The sequence below is a fragment of the Gemmobacter caeruleus genome (assembly GCF_008271655.1).
Lineage (GTDB): Bacteria > Pseudomonadota > Alphaproteobacteria > Rhodobacterales > Rhodobacteraceae > Gemmobacter > Gemmobacter caeruleus.
In genome coordinates this window covers 580,474-596,577 of sequence record NZ_VKKX01000022.1, presented here as the reverse complement: position 1 = coordinate 596,577, position 16,104 = coordinate 580,474, and the positions used below count along the sequence as shown (strand labels likewise).

16 protein-coding genes and 1 tRNA gene are annotated in these 16,104 nt (G+C 66.1%); 8 read left to right on the top strand and 9 right to left on the bottom strand.

Features of this window, described 5'->3' with window-relative positions; genetic code table 11:
• Positions 1 to 17 precede the first annotated feature (17 nt).
• From FOA17_RS09840 to FOA17_RS09810, 7 genes are all read right to left on the bottom strand, one after another.
• Complete coding sequence (locus tag FOA17_RS09840) at positions 18 to 812, bottom strand: hypothetical protein (RefSeq protein ID WP_149141293.1); 795 nt, start codon at positions 810 to 812, stop codon at positions 18 to 20.
• Positions 813 to 987: 175 nt separating this feature from the next.
• Positions 988 to 1,063: transfer RNA gene (locus FOA17_RS09835), tRNA-Phe, on the bottom strand.
• 80 nt (positions 1,064 to 1,143) lie between these two features.
• Positions 1,144 to 1,335 (bottom strand): DNA gyrase inhibitor YacG, encoded by a 192-nt coding sequence (locus FOA17_RS09830; RefSeq protein ID WP_149141292.1) that lies wholly within the window; start codon positions 1,333 to 1,335, stop codon positions 1,144 to 1,146.
• Positions 1,332 to 2,378, bottom strand: a complete 1,047-nt coding sequence (locus tag FOA17_RS09825; RefSeq protein WP_149141291.1) for a ribonuclease E/G — start codon at positions 2,376 to 2,378, stop codon at positions 1,332 to 1,334. The genes FOA17_RS09830 and FOA17_RS09825 overlap by 4 nt, the downstream gene beginning before the upstream one ends.
• Positions 2,375 to 2,953, bottom strand: a complete 579-nt coding sequence (locus FOA17_RS09820) for a Maf family protein (RefSeq protein WP_149141290.1) — start codon at positions 2,951 to 2,953, stop codon at positions 2,375 to 2,377. Before FOA17_RS09820 ends, FOA17_RS09825 begins: the two co-directional genes overlap by 4 nt.
• Positions 2,950 to 3,168: a translation initiation factor IF-1 gene (gene infA, locus FOA17_RS09815; protein WP_054301515.1), complete on the bottom strand. Its 219-nt coding sequence runs from the start codon at positions 3,166 to 3,168 to the stop codon at positions 2,950 to 2,952. The genes FOA17_RS09820 and infA overlap by 4 nt, the downstream gene beginning before the upstream one ends.
• A 92-nt stretch (positions 3,169 to 3,260) precedes the next feature.
• Positions 3,261 to 4,295 (bottom strand): dipeptidase, encoded by a 1,035-nt coding sequence (locus FOA17_RS09810; RefSeq protein ID WP_149141289.1) that lies wholly within the window; start codon positions 4,293 to 4,295, stop codon positions 3,261 to 3,263.
• A gap of 153 nt (positions 4,296 to 4,448) precedes the next feature.
• Between FOA17_RS09810 and FOA17_RS09805 the strand changes: the two genes are divergently transcribed.
• The 5 genes from FOA17_RS09805 to FOA17_RS09785 are packed head-to-tail and all read left to right on the top strand — an operon-like array spanning position 4,449 to position 9,641.
• Positions 4,449 to 6,047, top strand: a complete 1,599-nt coding sequence (locus FOA17_RS09805) for an ABC transporter substrate-binding protein (protein WP_149141288.1) — start codon at positions 4,449 to 4,451, stop codon at positions 6,045 to 6,047.
• A 45-nt stretch (positions 6,048 to 6,092) separates the two neighbouring features.
• The gene (locus tag FOA17_RS09800) at positions 6,093 to 7,148 is read left to right on the top strand and encodes an ABC transporter permease (RefSeq protein WP_149141287.1); all 1,056 of its coding nucleotides are present in this window, start codon (positions 6,093 to 6,095) and stop codon (positions 7,146 to 7,148) included.
• A gap of 6 nt (positions 7,149 to 7,154) precedes the next feature.
• On the top strand, positions 7,155 to 8,057 hold the full coding sequence (nikC, locus tag FOA17_RS09795; protein ID WP_149141286.1) for a nickel transporter permease: 903 nt from the start codon (positions 7,155 to 7,157) through the stop codon (positions 8,055 to 8,057).
• On the top strand, positions 8,054 to 8,890 hold the full coding sequence (locus FOA17_RS09790; RefSeq protein ID WP_149141285.1) for an ABC transporter ATP-binding protein: 837 nt from the start codon (positions 8,054 to 8,056) through the stop codon (positions 8,888 to 8,890). The genes nikC and FOA17_RS09790 overlap by 4 nt, the downstream gene beginning before the upstream one ends.
• 1 nt (position 8,891) lies before the next feature.
• Positions 8,892 to 9,641 carry an ABC transporter ATP-binding protein gene (locus FOA17_RS09785; RefSeq protein ID WP_149141284.1) on the top strand — a complete coding sequence of 250 codons (750 nt, stop codon included), beginning with the start codon at positions 8,892 to 8,894 and terminating at the stop codon, positions 9,639 to 9,641.
• Here the strand turns inward: FOA17_RS09785 and FOA17_RS09780 are convergent.
• A complete protein-coding gene (locus tag FOA17_RS09780; RefSeq protein WP_149141446.1) occupies positions 9,638 to 10,519 on the bottom strand; it encodes a carbon-nitrogen hydrolase family protein in 882 nt (293 codons plus the stop codon). The two genes, FOA17_RS09785 and FOA17_RS09780, sit on opposite strands and share 4 nt — an antisense overlap.
• 78 nt (positions 10,520 to 10,597) lie before the next feature.
• Complete coding sequence (locus FOA17_RS09775) at positions 10,598 to 11,515, bottom strand: LysR family transcriptional regulator (protein WP_149141283.1); 918 nt, start codon at positions 11,513 to 11,515, stop codon at positions 10,598 to 10,600.
• 102 nt (positions 11,516 to 11,617) lie between these two features.
• On the opposite strand from FOA17_RS09775, the gene FOA17_RS09770 reads away from it, so the two are divergent.
• From FOA17_RS09770 to FOA17_RS09760, 3 genes are all read left to right on the top strand, one after another.
• Positions 11,618 to 12,826 carry an acyl-CoA dehydrogenase gene (locus FOA17_RS09770; RefSeq protein WP_149141282.1) on the top strand — a complete coding sequence of 403 codons (1,209 nt, stop codon included), beginning with the start codon at positions 11,618 to 11,620 and terminating at the stop codon, positions 12,824 to 12,826.
• Between the two features lie 65 nt (positions 12,827 to 12,891).
• Positions 12,892 to 15,075 carry a dehydrogenase E1 component subunit alpha/beta gene (locus tag FOA17_RS09765; RefSeq protein ID WP_149141281.1) on the top strand — a complete coding sequence of 728 codons (2,184 nt, stop codon included), beginning with the start codon at positions 12,892 to 12,894 and terminating at the stop codon, positions 15,073 to 15,075.
• Positions 15,072 to 16,103 carry an ACP S-malonyltransferase gene (locus FOA17_RS09760; protein ID WP_149141280.1) on the top strand — a complete coding sequence of 344 codons (1,032 nt, stop codon included), beginning with the start codon at positions 15,072 to 15,074 and terminating at the stop codon, positions 16,101 to 16,103. Before FOA17_RS09765 ends, FOA17_RS09760 begins: the two co-directional genes overlap by 4 nt.
• Position 16,104 lies beyond the last annotated feature (1 nt).

The window sequence follows — 16,104 nt, the reverse complement described above, 5'->3', positions numbered from 1 at the left end:
TTGCCACGCTTGCCGGATCAAAGCCCGCTGAACAGGAACCACTTCAGCATCCACCAGCCACCCGCCAGATGGGTGGCAAAGATCGCCGCCCATGTCGCCGTGACCAGCAGCGCAAGCCGGCGCGGCATGGCGGTCTGCCGGGGGGCAAAGCTGTCGGGATGGTAAAAGATATGCGCCCCGATCAGACAGGTGAAGGCGAGCGTGGTGGATTGCACATGAACCGCCAGCGCGGTTGCAAAGGCCGAACAGGCCAGCAGCAGCGGCGCCGCCATCCGGGCCGAGAAGGCGCGGCTGATCAGCGCCAGGCAGCGCGCGCCATCCATCGGCCAGAGCGGCAGCAGATTGAGCGCGTTGAGCGCGGCGATCGTGCCGCCCATCCCCATCAGTTGCGCATGCAGCGGGCTGCCGGCGGTGGCGAATTGCGCCGCCCCGATCAGCAGCACCATCGGCCCGATCGACAGACCTGCGCCCATCAGGGTGACAAACGCCTCATGCCCCGCGCTGCGCAGCGCCTGTTCCGAGGCCGGGCCACGCGCCGCCATCGGCAGCAGGCGGAACCGCACGTCACTGTGCCCGCAGGCGCGATAGGCCAGGAAATGCCCCAGCTCATGCAGCACCAGCCCGACCACCAGCCCCGAGGCATGCGGCAGCCGGAATACCGAAAAGACCAGCGCAAAGAAGGCAAGGCCCAGCCAGAAGGACCGATACTCGACCTGCGGCAGCGTCAGGTTGCCCTGACCCACAGCCTGCCCGGGTCGCATCGCGACGGATGCAACAAGTGCGAGCGCAAGAATGACGATCAATCCGGCCATGTCGGTTTCCCTCTGCGTTACAATACGATCTTTCCGCATGGATTGGGCGCTAATTTGCAGGAATTGTGACCGCTTTGGGACAGATTGCCGTAAGACCCCTGCGAAAGGGTTAATAAAGCCGGGCCAAAAACGTTCCCGCGGCGGCAGTCAGATTTTTGCGAGGATAGGATATAAGTGGTGCCCAGAGCCGGAATCGAACCAGCGACACACGGATTTTCAATCCGTTGCTCTACCAACTGAGCTATCTGGGCACGCTGTCAGCCTGTGGCTGCTTGGTGGGGGCGTATTAAGCGAGGGCGCGGGGGCTGTCCAGAGGGATTTGCCGAAAAAATCAGTGCCGGGGCGGATTTTCGCGGGCGGCTTGCAGCAGGCCGTCAGGGGCGGTGTCGTCTTCCTCTTGCGCGGGGCCGGGAATGACATAGCCGCCCTTCAGCCAGCGCCCGAGGTCAATATCGGCGCAGCGGCGCGAACAGAAGGGGCGGTATTGCGGATCGCTGTCCTTCTGGCAGATCGGGCAGGTCATGCCCGGTCCCCCAGCAGGTCGCGCAGCGCCAGCCGGTCACGCTTGCGCACCAGCTCGTAAAGCCCCAGATGCGTCCAGCCCGACAGGCTGGTTTCCGCGGATTCGCCCTTGAATGCCGCGCGCAGCACCTGATCCAGCGTGGCGCGGTCTTTCTTGGGCATCGGGGCGAAGTCGATCACCACCTGACCGCCCAGACCCCGCAGCCGCAACTGCCGCGGCAGATCGCGGGCCGCGGCGATATTGGCCTTGAGGCTGGCGGCGGGCGAGGTATCGGCGCCGGTATTGACATCCACCGCCACCAGGGCGCGCGTCGGCTCCACCATCATATGCGCGCCGCCGGGCAGGGAGACCCGCGGATCGGCCAGCGCATCCAGCATCTCGTCAATGCCATGATCGGCAAAGCGGCCCTGCACCACCTCGTCGGGCGCGGGGTCGGCCCATTCGCGCCAGGCGGTTTCATGGGCGTTCGGGCCTTCGACCAGCAATTCGGGCGTGCCGTCCACATCATTCAGCACGGCAATGGCCAGATCGCGGGCCTCGAGGATATCCTCGCCGATCTCGGCCTCGTCGGCCTCGGCGCAGGCCGAGCGCAGGATCAGCCCGAGATCGCGGGGCGCCCCGTCCATCGCGGCCTGGGCCAGCGCATCCAGATCTGCGCGCAGATCCTCGTCATGAATGCGGCGGCTGATGTTCAGCCCCGGCGCGCCGGGCGTCAGAATGGCATAGCGGCCCTTGAACAGAAGCCGCGTCGTCACCGGCACGGCCTTGCCCGGTTCGGCGGTGCCGGAAACCTGCACCAGCACCGGCTGGCCCGGCGTCAGACCCGACACCTGGCGCAGAAAGCCGGTCCGGCCTTCGGGCAGGCGCACGAAGACACCGCCCTGGCCCTTCATCGGGCGATCCACCGTGCCGCGATAGATCGCGCCGGGCAGGGGCGCGTCATCGACCGGGTCGATCGCCAGATCCTGCAACACGCCATCCACGACCAGGGCGGCGGCCTGCCGGTCGCCCCAATTGTCCAGCACGATCACGCGGCCCTTCATGCGTCACTCCGATAGAGGGGATAGCCCGCCGCCGTCAGCAGCGCGGCGGTTTCAGCCACGGGCAGACCCACGACCCCGGTGAACGACCCGGAAATCCACGGGATAAAGGCCCCGGCCAGGCCCTGAATGGCATAGCCGCCCGCCTTGCCCTGCCATTCGCCGCTGGCGAGATAGGCGTTCAGCTCGGCATCCGACAGGCGCTTCATCTTTACATCCGTCACCACCTCGCGGCACCAGAGGCGGTCGCCCCGGCGCACGGCTACGGCGGTGATCACCTGATGGCGCCGCCCGCCCAGCAGGGTCAGGAACTGCGCGGCCTCGCCCGCATCGGCGGGCTTGCCCAGAATGCGGCGGCCAAGCGCCACGGTCGTATCGGCGCAGAGCACGACATCATCGCCCTCCGCCGCGACCGCCAGCGCCTTTTCCCGCGCCAGACGCGCGCAATAGGGGCGCGGCAATTCGCCCTTGCGGGGGTCTTCGTCGATATCGGGGGGCAGGATGGCATCGGGCACAAGCCCAAGCTGCGCCAGAAGATCCTTCCGGCGCGGGCTGGCCGATCCGAGGATCAGCTTCACTTGAAACGATAGTTGATGCGGCCCTTCGACAGGTCGTAAGGGGTCATTTCCACCTGAACCTTGTCGCCAGCCAGAACACGGATGCGGTTCTTGCGCATCTTGCCTGCCATCGTCGCGATCAGTTCATGGCCGTTTTCCAGCTCGACCTTGAATGTCGCGTTCGGCAGGAGTTCCTTCACGACACCGGGGAATTCGAGCAGTTCTTCCTTGGCCATGGTCACTCCAAATGGGTCTGGCCCGCGAGGGGTCGCAGGCTCGGGCGGTAAATGCGCCTGATTCCCCTGATTTTCAAGCGCGAAATGCGCGCCTAGCCGATCACGCGACGCAAAAGATCCATCCAGTTGCCCCAGCAGAGGCGCGCGATCAGCGTCTCGCCATAGCCGGCGGTGCGCATGGCGGCCACCAGGCGGGGCAGGTCGGCGGCTGATTCCATCCAGTCGGGCACCGTGGTGCCGTCGAAATCCGACCCGAGCGCCACCCCCCCTTCGCCCAGCCGCGCGATCAGGTGATCCAGATGTTCGATCATGCGGCTGGCCGGCATGGCGGGGTTCTTCACGCCGTCGGCACGCAGGAAGCCCACGCCGAAATTCAGGCCCACCAGCCCGCCGGTTTCGGCCATGGCGTCCAACTGCCGGTCGGTCAGGTTGCGCGTGGCGGGGCAAAGCGCATGGGCGGCGGAATGGGTGGAGACCAGCGGCCTTGTGCTGATCCGCGCCACGTCCCAGAAACCGGCCTCGTTCAGATGCGCCAGATCGACCAGCACGCCCAGCCGGTCGCATTCGACGACCAGCCGTTTGCCGGCCTCGGTCAGGCCGGGGCCGGTATCGGGCGAGGCGGGAAAGTTGAAGGGCACGCCATGGCCAAAGATGTTGTCCCGGCTCCAGACCGGGCCAAGGCTGCGCAGCCCGGCGGCATGGAGGACGTGCAATTCATCGAGCCCCGCGCCGATGCCCTCGGCCCCCTCGACATGCAGGATCGCGGCCAGCGCGCCGGCCGCGCGGGCGGTCTCGATCTCGGCCACCGTCCGGCACAGGCGGATCGCGTCGGGGCGGGCGGCGGCCATGCGGATCAGGATCGCCGCCTGTTCCATGGTGACGCGATGCGCCTTTTCCACGCTGACGGGCGGATAGGCGCGATAGGTGGCCATGGGATCGGGCGCACCGGCCTTTTCGCCGGGCACCCAGATGGCAAAGAAACCGCCCGCCATGCCGCCCGCATGGCAGGCCGCCTGCGACACCATGCCCGCGCGCCCCTCGAAATAGCTGCGCCCGTCATGATCGCCCTCGGACCAGAGGCAGGAGAGCAGATCGTTATGGCCATCGAAAATGGCAGGGCTGGTCATGGATGCTCCTTTTCCGGGCAGGCGTCGTGCCGGATCACGTCACGATTCAGCGCCGTTGACAAGGCTGCGCAAAAGTTGCCCAATTGGTCAAGGATTCTGGCCGGACCGCCAGAGGCCATCTAAAAAATGACAAACAAAAACAGGGAGTTCATCATGTTCCTTTCCCCGATCCTGCGCCATGCGGGTGTCGCTGCGACGGCTGCGCTGATGCTGGGCACCGCGCCGGGCGTCCTGCTGGCGGAAACCCCGCCCGATACGCTGGTCATCGCGGATGCGATCGACGATATCGTCTCGCTCGACCCGCATGAGGCCTATGAATTCTCGGGCCTCGATGTGGTCAACAACGTCTATGACGGCTTGGTGGAACTGGATCCGTCGCAACCGACCGGACCGCAGCCGGGTCTGGCGGAAAGCTGGTCGGTCAGCGAAGACGGCATGACCTTCACCTTCAAGATGAAGCCGGGCATCACCTTTTCCTCGGGCAATCCGGTGACAGCGGCGGATGCGGCCTATTCGCTGCAACGTGCGGTCAAGATCAACAAATCGCCGGCCTTCATCCTCAACCAGTTCGGCTGGACGGCGGAAAATGTCGATCAGATGGTCACGGCCGACGGCGATACGGTCGTGCTGAAGACCGACAAGGCCTATGCGCCGACCTTTCTCTATAACTGCCTGACCGCGGGCGTGGCCTCGATCGTCGATATGAAGACGGTGATGGAACATGACGCGAATGGCGACATGGGCAATGAATGGCTGAAAACCAATTCGGCGGGGACGGGCGCCTATGTGCTGAAATCCTACAAGCCGAACGAGGGCTATATCCTTGAGGCCCGCGCCGGGCACTGGCGGGGCGATGCGGCGATGAAGGCCGTGTTCATGCGCCATGTCCCCGAGGCCGCGACGCAGCGCCTGCTGCTGGAAAAGGGCGATATCGACATCGCCCGCGAACTGACCCCGGTCGATATCGAAGGCATCACCGGCAATGCCGACCTCAAGATCCAGAAGGATGTCGGCGGCCAGATCTTCTACCTGTCGTTCAACCAGAAGAACGAGCTTTACAAGAACCAGAAGTTCCTGGAGGCGATGCGCTATGCGATCGACTATCAGGGGCTGGCGGAAACCGTGCTGAAAGGCAGCATGGTGCCGCATCAGGCCTTCCTGCCGAACGGCTATCTGGGCGCGCTGGAAGACACGCCGTTCAGCTTAGACGTGGAAAAGGCCAAGGCCCTGCTGGCCGAAAGCGGCGTGACCGCGCCCAAGATCGTGATGGATGTGCGCAACGCCACCGACCGGATGGAAATGGCGCAGTCGATCCAGAACACCTTTGGTCAGGCCGGCATCACGGTGGAGCTGAATATCGGCGAGGGTGCCGAGCAGCTGAAACGCTACCGCGCCCGCCAGCATGACGCCACGCTGCAAAGCTGGGGCCCGGATTACCCCGATCCGCAGACCAATGCCGGGTCTTTCGCCTGGAACGACAACAATGCCGACGATGCCTCGACCGGCACGCTGGCCTGGCGCAACAGCTATGACCCCGGCCCGCTGAATGACATGACGGCGGCCGCCGTGATGGAGCGTGACGGCGACAAGCGCGCGGCGATGTATCGCGACCTGCAAGAGCAGCACCGCACCACCTCGCCCTTCATCGTGATGTTCCAGATCGGCTACAATTCGGCGATGCGCGGCAATGTGAACAACTTCTTCACCGGCGGCGCCATCGACAGCGCGGCCTACTGGCTTGTGACCAAGTAAGACGAGGCGCCCCCGGGGTTTGCTCCGGGGGCGCGGCTTTTTCCCATGACCGCATCCTCCGCCCCCGTCTCGCCCTGGCCTGCGCGTCTGCGCGGGCTTGCCGGTGCGCTGATTTCGCTGGCCCTGACCCTGCTCGGGCTGTTGTTCGTCACCTTCATCATCAGCCGCGTGGTGCCCATCGACCCGGTTCTGTCGATCATGGGCCAGCGCGCCTCGGATGCGCAGATCGAGGAGGCGCGGGTGGCGCTGGGGCTGGACAAGCCCCTGTGGCACCAGTTCCTGATCTATGTCGGCAACATGCTGCGCGGCGATCTGGGCACCTCCATCGGATCGGGCGAGCCCGTGTTGCAGGCGGTGGCGCGGGTGTTTCCGGCCACGCTGGAGCTGGCGACGCTGGCCACCATCTTTGGCGTGCTGGCGGGGGTGCCCGCGGGGGTGCTGGCCGCCACGCGGCCGGGCAGCCTGGCCGACCATCTGGTGCGGCTGGTCGGGCTCATGGGCTATTCCATGCCGGTCTTCTGGCTGGGGCTGATCGGCCTTTTGCTGTTTTATGGCATCCTGGGTTGGGTCGGCGGGCCGGGGCGGCTGGACGCGCTTTATGACATGCAGTTCCAGTTCGAGGTGACGCCCGTCACCGGGATGATCCTGCTCGATACCGCGCTGGCCGGCAAATGGGACATGTTCGCCAATGCCTTCAGCCATATCGTATTGCCGGCGGCGCTGCTGGGCTATGTCTCCATGGCCTATATCAGCCGCATGACCCGCAGCTTCATGATGAACGAGCTGGGGCAGGAATATATCACCACCGCCCGCGTCAAGGGCATGCCGGAATGGCGGGTGATCTGGGTCCATGCCATGCGCAACGTGCTGGTGCCGCTGATCACGGTCATCGCGCTCAGCTATGCCTATCTGCTGGAAGGGTCGGTCCTGACCGAGACAATCTTTGCCTGGCCCGGCCTTGGCAGCTACATCACCGAGGCGCTGGGCCGCAACGACATGCCCGCCGTGCTGGGCGGCACGGTCGTCGTGGGCGTGGCCTTCATCACGCTCAATCTGGTTTCCGACCTGCTCTACCGGCTGGTCGATCCGCGCGCGAGGTAAGCCGCCATGACCCTGACCGAATGGTTGCGCGACCCCAATCCGGCCTCGCGGCGGCAGGCCCGTCTGGGCCAGGCCTGGCTGGCCTGGCTGCGCCTGAAACGCAATCCGCTGGCGATGGCGGGGCTTGCCATCATCGTGCTGCTGCTGGTGCTGGCCGCGTTTGCGCCGGTTCTGGCCACGCATGACCCGATCGCGCAGAACCTGCAAAACCGCCTGCAACCGCCCGGCAGCCCCGGGCACTGGCTGGGCACCGACGATTTCGGCCGCGATATCTGGAGCCGGATCGTCTATGGCGCGCGGATCACCCTTTCGGTCATCGCGCTGGTTGCGGTGACGGCGCCGGTGCTGGGGCTGATCATCGGCACGGTGGCGGGGTATTTCGGCGGCTGGGTCGATGCGGTGCTGATGCGGGTGACCGACATCTTCCTCGCCTTCCCGCGCCTGATCCTGGCGCTGGCGCTGGTGGCCGTGCTGGGGCCGGGGATCGAAAACGCGGTGCTGGCCATCGCGCTGACCGCCTGGCCGCCCTATGCCCGCGTCGCCCGGGCCGAGACGCTGACCGTGCGCAATTCCGACTATATCGCCGCCGTGCGCCTGCAAGGGGCGGGGCCGGTGCGCATCATCTGGGGCCATATCATGCCGATGTGCCTGCCCTCGGTCATCATCCGCGTCACGCTGGACATGGCCGGCGTCATCCTGATTGCCGCCGGTCTGGGCTTTCTGGGGCTGGGTGCGCAGCCGCCCTTGTCGGAATGGGGCCTGATGATCAGCGCCGGCCGCAAATACCTGTTCGAGCAATGGTGGGTCGCCACCATGCCGGGCCTCGCGATCTTTATCGTGTCGCTGGGTTTCAACCTTCTGGGCGATGGTCTGCGCGATGTGCTGGACCCGAGGAGCGCGGGCAAATGACCCTTCTGTCGGTGGAAAACCTGCGCGTCACCTTTGACACCGAGGCCGGGCGGGTCGAGGCCGTGCGCGGCGTTTCGTTCAGCCTGGGCCGCGAACGGCTGGGCATCGTGGGCGAAAGCGGGTCGGGCAAGACCATGACAGGCCGGTCGGTCCTGCGGCTGATCCGGCCACCGGGGCGGATCGAGGCCGACCGGATGGAGTTTGACGGCCAGGATCTCATGCGCCTGTCCGAGCGCGAGATGCGCGCCCTGCGCGGGCCGCGCATCGCCATGGTGATGCAGGATCCGAAATACAGCCTGAACCCGGTGCTGCGGGTCGGCGATCAGTTGATGGAGGGGCTGCGCCAGCGCGACCGGCTGGGCCGCGCCGCCGCCCGCGCCAAGGCCATCGCCGCGCTGGAGGCCGTGCAGATCCGCGATCCCGAACGGGTGATGGATGCCTATCCGCACGAGCTTTCGGGCGGGATGGGCCAGCGGGTGATGATCGCGATGATGCTGATCCCCAACCCCGACCTGCTGATCGCGGATGAACCGACCAGCGCGCTGGATGTCACCGTGCAGGCAGAGGTGCTGCGCATCCTGGACGATCTGGTGCGCGAACGCGGCATGGGGTTGATCTTCATCAGCCATGACCTGCGGCTGGTCGCGCGGTTCTGCGACCGGGTGCTGGTCATGTACAAGGGCCGCGTGGTCGAGGAACTGGCGGCGGCCGATCTGCTGAATGCGCGCCACCCCTATACGCAGGGCCTGTTGAACTGCCTGCCGCGCATCGGCGGCGACCGTGGCCCCCTGCCGGGGCTGGACCGCACCGCCCCCTGGGCGCAGGAGGCCTGACATGGCGCTGATCGAGATCGACAATCTATCCGTCACCTTCACCGCGCAGGGCCGCCATGTCCGCGCGGTGGAGGGTGTCAGCCTTTCGGTGCCGGCCCGCGAAAGCTATGGTCTGGTGGGCGAAAGCGGATCGGGCAAATCCACCATCCTGCGCGCGATCTGCGGGCTGGCGCCGGTGTCGGCCGGCACGATCCGCATCGGCGGCGAGGTCTTGCGCCATGACAAGGCCTTTGTGCGCCGCGTGCAGATGGTGTTCCAGGATCCCTATGCCAGCCTGCACCCCCGGCACACGCTGGACCGCACCCTGTCGGAACCGCTGGCAATTCACGGTCTTGGCGATGCGGACCGCCGCGTGATGCAGGCGCTCGAGGCCGTGGGCCTGCCCACGAGCTTTCGCTTCCGCTATCCGCATCAGCTTTCGGGGGGGCAGCGCCAGCGCGTCGCCATCGCCCGCGCCCTGATGCTGGAGCCGGAGATCGTGCTGCTGGACGAACCGACCAGCGCGCTGGACGCCAGCGTGCAGGCCGAGGTGCTGAACCTGCTGTCGCGCCTGCGAGACGAACGCGGCCTGACCTTCCTGATGGTCAGCCATGACCTCGCGGTGATCGACCATATGTGCGACCGCGTTCTGGTCATGCAGCATGGCCGCGCGGTCGAGGAACTGACCCGAGACGCCCTGGCCGGCGCGCAGATGAAGACCGATTACGCCCGCAGCCTGTTCGAGGCTTCGGCCGACCGGATGATGGGCTAGGCGCGGGTCACGCCGGCGGCGATGCGCGCCGCCTGCTCGTCCCAATGCATGTGGTTCAGCACGCCGCCCGCCCGCCGCACCGCCGCGATATCGGCACGCGAGACGGTGGCATAGGCCCAGCCGGGCTGGTTGAGCGGGGTTTCGGCAAAGATCCCGCTTTCGGGAAAGCCCAGATCGGGCGGGCCATAAATCGCGGCGGCGCCGATGTTTTCATCGACCGCCGGGCAGAAGTCGCACAGGCCCACCGTGGGCGCATGCACGACGACGCACTGGTTTTCCAGCGCCCGCGCCATGGCGCCGACCCGCACGCGGGAAAAGCCGCGCAGGCTGTCGGTGCAGGAAGGTGCGAGCAGGATCTCCGCCCCCGCCTCGACCAGGGCGCGCGAAAGCAACGGAAATTCGCTGTCATAGCAGATGACCACGCCGATACGTCCCAGGGCCGTGTCGAACAGCGTCAGCCCCGTGCCGGGTTCGACAAACCAGGTCTCGCGTTCGAACCGCGTCATGATCTGCTTGTCCTGATGGCCCAGCACGCCGTCCGGGCCATAGAGCGTGGCCCGGTTCACCGGGCGGTCGCGGCCGGGCAGAAAGACCGGGCCCGAGGCGCCGAGGATATGAACGCCGTAGTGCCGGGCAAGCCGCTGATGCAGCAGATCGACCTGCGGTTTCCAGCGCGCGACTTCGTGCAGGCAGGCCTCCAGATCGCCGGCAACGGCGCGACCGCCCAGGCTTCCCAGTTCCATCGCGCCATATTCGGGAAAGACCAGAAGCTGCGCGCCATGGTCGGCGGCGCCTGCCACCCAATCGGTCAGCTTGGCCTCATAGGCGGCGAAATCCGTCAGGAAATCCAGCGGATAGGCGGCGGCGGCAATGGTCAATGCGGTCATCTTCGATCCCTTGGTTGCGGGGTCAGTCTGGCGGGCCGAGGCGGGCATGGCGCGCCCGGGGGCGACACCTTACCATGCCAGCACGCCGTCATCGGTTTCACCGCGCACCTCGCGGCGCAGCCAGTCGCGAAAGGCCACCAGCGGCGGATAGGTCTCGGCGGCCAGCGGCCAGACCAGGTAATAGCTGCCCCGGCTGGGCACCGGCCCGCCCCAGGCATCGACCAGCCGCCCGTCGGCCAGTTCGGCCTTGGCCAGAAATTCCGGCAAGAGCGCGACCCCCATGCCATAGATCGCCGACTGGATCATCGGCGCGAACTGGTCAAACAGCATCCCCAGCGGCGCGCTGCCCGTCACCCCGTGATGCGCCAGCCAGTCCGCCCAGGCATTCGGCCGGGTCTCCAGTTGCAGCAGGGGCAGGCCGATCAGATCTTCGGGGCCGGAAACCGGATGGCTGGCCAGAAAGCCCGGCGCGGCGCAGGCGACCATGCGTTCGTCAAACAGCTTGGCAAAGCCCGCGCCCGGCCAGGTCGCCTCGCCGAAATGGATGGCCGCGTCAAAGCCCTCTTCGGCGAAATCGAAGGGGCGCAGCCGGGTGCCAAGGTTGATCGTCACCCCGGGATGCGCTGCCAGAAAGCCCGGCAGCCGCGGCGCCAGCCAACGTGTGCCGAAGGTCGGCAGGATCGACAGCGCCAGCGTGCCGCCGCCGGGGGCCGAGCGCACCCGCATCGAGGCGCGACTGATCAGATCCATCGCCTTGGCCACGTCGCGCGCATAGGCCAGCGCGGTGTCGGTCGGCACCAGCCGCCGCCCCTCGCGCCGGAACAGCGCGACGCCCAGCTGCGCCTCAAGGTTCTGGATCAGCCGGCTGACCGCACCCTGGGTCAGACTCAGGTCATGCGCGGCGGCCAGCGTCGATCCGGTGCGGATCACCGATTCGAACGCCATGAGCAGCGAAACAGAAGGCAAGAGGCGGCGAGGGGTGGCCATGATGTATGTCTTTTAGGCATTCATAAACGCCAATCTAACGTTATTCAGCCGTGAAACAATCCCTTATACACATATCCAACAGATCACCCGAAAGGCAGACCGATGGCCCTGAAACCGAAAGACGCCCCCGACCTTGGCCGCTTCGACTGGGAAGATGCGTTCCGGCTGGACGCGCAGCTGACCGATGACGAACGCGCCCTGCGCGATGCCGCCCGCGCCTATGCGCAGGACAAGCTGCAACCCCGCGTGATCAAGGCCTTCGCGGCCGAGGAAACCGATCCGGCGATCTTCCGCGAGATGGGCGAGATGGGCCTTCTGGGCGTGACCGTGCCCGAGGAATATGGCGGGCTGGGCGCCTCCTATGTGGCCTATGGCCTGGTGGCGCGCGAGGTGGAGCGGGTCGATTCGGGCTACCGTTCGATGATGTCGGTGCAGTCCTCGCTGGTGATGTATCCGATCTATGCCTACGGGTCGGAGGAGCAGCGGCTGAAATACCTGCCGAAGCTCGCCTCGGGCGAATATATCGGCTGCTTTGGCCTGACGGAGCCCGATGCCGGTTCCGACCCGGCGGGGATGAAGACCGTGGCGCGCAAGACGGCCAATGGCTATGTGCTGAACGGCTCGAAAATGTGGATCTCCAACGCGCCGATCGCGGATGTCTTCGTGGTCTGGGCCAAGTCCGAGGCGCATGGCGGCAAGATCCGGGGTTTCGTGCTTGAAAAGGGCATGAAAGGTCTCTCGGCGCCGAAGATTGGTGGAAAGCTCTCCCTCCGCGCTTCGGTGACCGGCGAGATCGTGATGAAGGATGTCGAGGTCGGCGAAGATGCGCTCTTGCCCGGCGTCGAGGGGCTGAAGGGGCCGTTCGGCTGCCTCAACCGCGCCCGCTATGGCATCAGCTGGGGCGTGCTGGGCGCGGCCGAGTTCTGCCTGTCGGCGGCGCGTCAATACGGGCTGGATCGCAAGCAGTTCAACAAGCCGATCGCCGGCACGCAGATCTATCAGCTGAAGCTCGCGAACATGCTGACGGAAATCAGCCTGGGCCTGCAAGCCAGCCTTCAGGTCGGCCGGCTGATGGATGCCGCCAATGCGGCGCCCGAGATGATTTCCATCGTCAAGCGCAACAATTGCGGCAAGGCCTTGGATATCGCCCGCTGGGCGCGCGACATGCATGGCGGCAACGGGATTTCCGAGGAGTTCCAGGTCATCCGCCATATGGTGAACCTGGAAACGGTGAATACCTATGAAGGCACCCATGATGTGCATGCCCTGATCCTGGGTCGCGCCATCACCGGCCTGCAAGCCTTCTTCTGAGCCAGACCGGCCTCCGGATTTTCGTCGAAAATCCGGGCGCCACACTCATAGCGACGGAACAGGGCATGGATCGCGCCGATATCGTTCACGACAATTTCCTGCGTCGCGTCGCGACGCGGGACTTTTCCCATGGCCGCGCCCCTTCGGGGGCGCTTTCGGCGTTTCAGGCGGTGGAGATTTACCGCTCCGCCTGTCTGAGCCGCGCGCTTGACCGGCAAAGCCGGGTGATGCAGCGGGCAGGGCAGGGGTTCTATACCATCGGCTCGTCCGGGCATGAGGGGCTGGCGGCGGTTGCGACCGCGCTGCGCCCGACCGACATGGCCTTCCTGCATTACCGCGACGCGGCCTTTCAGATCGGCCGCAGCGCGCAGGTGCCGGGGCAGAGCATCGCCTGGGACATGCTCTTGTCCTTTGCGGCCTCCAGCGAAGATCCGATTTCCGGCGGGCGGCACAAGGTGTTGGGATCAAAGGCGTTGAGCATTCCGCCCCAGACCTCGACCATCGCGTCGCATCTGCCCAAGGCCGTGGGCGCGGCCTATGCCATTGGTGCGGCACGGCGCCATCGGCCCGAACATGCCGAACTGCCCGACGATGGCATCGTCTATTGCAGTTTTGGCGATGCCTCGGCCAACCATTCCACCGCGCAGGGCGCCTTCAACACCGCGCAATGGACCTCGTATCAGTCGATCCCGCTGCCGCTGCTGTTCTGCTGCGAGGATAACGGCATCGGGATTTCCACCAAGACGCCAAAGGGCTGGATCGGGGCCACGTTCCAGAACCGCCCCGGCCTGAAATATTTCGCCTGTGACGGGCTCGACATCTTTGACACTTTCGCCACCGCGCAGGCGGCGGCGCATTACGTCCGCACCCGGCGCAAGCCCGCCTTCCTGCATATCCGCACCATCCGGCTTTATGGCCATGCCGGCGCGGACATGCCCACCACCTATCTGCCGCGCGAGGAGGTCGAGGCCGAAGAGGCACAGGATCCGCTGCTGCATATGGTGCGGCAACTGGATCAGATGGGGGCGATGACGGCCGAGGCCGCCTTGCAGGTCTATAACGACACAAACGCCCGCGTCGCCCGTATCGCCGCCGAGGCGGTGACGCGCCCGCGCCTGCGCGATGCGGCCGGCGTCATGGCCTCGTTGATCCCGCCGAAGCGCGATTGCGCGCCGACCAACGGCCCCTCGACTGATGCCCGCGCGGCGGTTTTCGGCAGCGACATGAAGCAGATGGCCGAGCCGCAGATCATGTCGCGCCTGATCAACTGGGCGCTGACCGACCTGATGCTGGCGCATCGCGAAATCGTCATGATGGGCGAGGATGTCGGCCGCAAGGGCGGCGTCTATGGCGTCACGCAAAAGCTGCAACAGCGTTTCGGCCCCGACCGGATGATCGACACGCTGTTGGATGAACAAAGCATTCTGGGCCTTGCCATCGGCATGGCGCAGAACGGCTTCATCCCGATGCCGGAAATCCAGTTCCTCGCTTATCTGCACAATGCCGAGGATCAGCTGCGCGGCGAGGCCGCGACGCTGCCCTTCTTCTCCAACGGGCAATATACCAACCCGATGGTGCTGCGCATCGCGGGGCTGGGCTATCAGAAGGGCTTTGGCGGGCATTTCCACAACGACAATTCCTTCGCCGTGCTGCGTGACATTCCGGGGCTGATCCTGGCCTGCCCGTCCAACGGCGCCGATGCCGCGCGGATGCTGCGCGAATGCGTGCGGCTGGCGCGCGAGGAGCAGCGGCTGGTGGTGTTTCTGGAACCCATCGCGCTCTATCCGATGCGTGACCTGCACGCCGACAAGGATGGCGGCTGGATGCAGACCTATCCCGACCCGTCGGAGATCATCCCCTTCGGGCGGGTGGGCAGCCATGGCGCGGGCGAAGATCTGGCCATCGTCACCTTCGGGAACGGGGTTTACCTGTCCCGCCAGGCCGAACCCGCGCTGGCGGCGGCCGGGATCAAGACCCGGATCATCGACACGCGCTGGCTGTCACCCCTGCCGAAAGCGGCGCTGACCGAGTCGGTCAGGGGCGCGAAACGCATCCTGATCGTCGATGAAACCCGCCATACCGGCGGCTTTGCCGAAGCGCTGATGGCGCATTTCCACGAGGCCTGCCCGGGCACGCCGCTGTCGCGCCTGACGGCCGAGGACAGTTTCATCGCGACCGGCCCGGCCTATGCGGCCACCATGCCCTCGGCCGCGCAGATCGTCGCGGCGGCGCAGGAGATGATGCAATGAAAACCGCGGTCGTGATCTGCCCCGGCCGGGGCACCTATACCAAGACCGAACTGGGCGTGCTGGGCCGGCATTTCCACGACAAGGCGCTGCTGGCGCAGTTCGACGCCCGCCGCGCGGCCTTGGGGCAGGAAACCCTGTCGGCGCTCGATGGTGCGGCCAGCTATTCGGTGGCGAAACACACGCGGGGCGACAATGCCAGCGCGCTGATCTATGCCGCGACGCTGGCAGATTTTCGCGCGCTCGAAGGCGTGGAGGTGGTCGCCGTCACCGGCAATTCGATGGGCTGGTATTCGGCGCTGGCCTGCGGTGGCGCGCTGACGCCCGAGGGCGGGTTCGAGGTGGTCAACACCATGGGTACGCTGATGCAGGAACGGCTGATCGGCGGCCAGATCATCTATCCCTTCATGGGCGAGGACTGGCGCCCCGACCCGGCCCGCAAGGCCGAAATCATGGGCATTGTCGCCGTGATCGGCGCCCGCCCCGATCATGTGCTGGGCCTGTCGATCGACCTTGGCGGCATGCTGGTTCTGGCCGGCAATGAGGCCGGGCTTAAGGCGTTTGAAACCGCCGTGCCGCCGGTGCAGGGCCGCTTTCCCATGCGCCTGGCCAATCACGCAGGCTTTCACACCGCGATGCAGGCCCCGGTGGCCGAGGCCGGGCGGGCGCGCCTTGCCCCCGGCCTGTTCGCGCAGCCGAAGATCCCGATGATCGACGGGCGCGGCCATGTCTGGTGGCCCGGCGCCTGCGATCTGCACGCGCTGTGGGACTACACGCTGGGGCATCAGGTGGTGGAACCTTATGACTTCACCCGCGCCATCACCCACGCGGCGCGCGAATTCGCGCCCGACCTCTTTGTCGTCACCGGCCCCGGCACCACATTGGGCGGGGCGGTGGCGCAATCGCTCATCCTGGCCAACTGGCGCGGGATGGGTGGCAAATTCGATTTCCAATCGCGGCAATCCGCCGATCCCCTTCTGGTTTCGATGGGGATGGAGGATCAACGCCGTCAGGTCACCAAGGGAGACTGAT

Coding starts and splice junctions, on each gene's coding strand:
- FOA17_RS09785 (WP_149141284.1), top strand. CDS start 8,892: ATGGCGCTGATCGAGATCGACAATCTATCCGTCACCTTCACCGCGCAG.
- FOA17_RS09800 (WP_149141287.1), top strand. CDS start 6,093: ATGACCGCATCCTCCGCCCCCGTCTCGCCCTGGCCTGCGCGTCTGCGC.
- FOA17_RS09810 (WP_149141289.1), bottom strand. CDS start 4,295: ATGACCAGCCCTGCCATTTTCGATGGCCATAACGATCTGCTCTCCTGC.
- FOA17_RS09770 (WP_149141282.1), top strand. CDS start 11,618: ATGGCCCTGAAACCGAAAGACGCCCCCGACCTTGGCCGCTTCGACTGG.
- FOA17_RS09790 (WP_149141285.1), top strand. CDS start 8,054: ATGACCCTTCTGTCGGTGGAAAACCTGCGCGTCACCTTTGACACCGAG.
- FOA17_RS09805 (WP_149141288.1), top strand. CDS start 4,449: ATGTTCCTTTCCCCGATCCTGCGCCATGCGGGTGTCGCTGCGACGGCT.
- FOA17_RS09825 (WP_149141291.1), bottom strand. CDS start 2,378: ATGAAGGGCCGCGTGATCGTGCTGGACAATTGGGGCGACCGGCAGGCC.
- FOA17_RS09840 (WP_149141293.1), bottom strand. CDS start 812: ATGGCCGGATTGATCGTCATTCTTGCGCTCGCACTTGTTGCATCCGTC.
- infA (WP_054301515.1), bottom strand. CDS start 3,168: ATGGCCAAGGAAGAACTGCTCGAATTCCCCGGTGTCGTGAAGGAACTC.
- FOA17_RS09830 (WP_149141292.1), bottom strand. CDS start 1,335: ATGACCTGCCCGATCTGCCAGAAGGACAGCGATCCGCAATACCGCCCC.
- nikC (WP_149141286.1), top strand. CDS start 7,155: ATGACCCTGACCGAATGGTTGCGCGACCCCAATCCGGCCTCGCGGCGG.
- FOA17_RS09760 (WP_149141280.1), top strand. CDS start 15,072: ATGAAAACCGCGGTCGTGATCTGCCCCGGCCGGGGCACCTATACCAAG.
- FOA17_RS09765 (WP_149141281.1), top strand. CDS start 12,892: ATGGATCGCGCCGATATCGTTCACGACAATTTCCTGCGTCGCGTCGCG.
- FOA17_RS09775 (WP_149141283.1), bottom strand. CDS start 11,515: ATGGCCACCCCTCGCCGCCTCTTGCCTTCTGTTTCGCTGCTCATGGCG.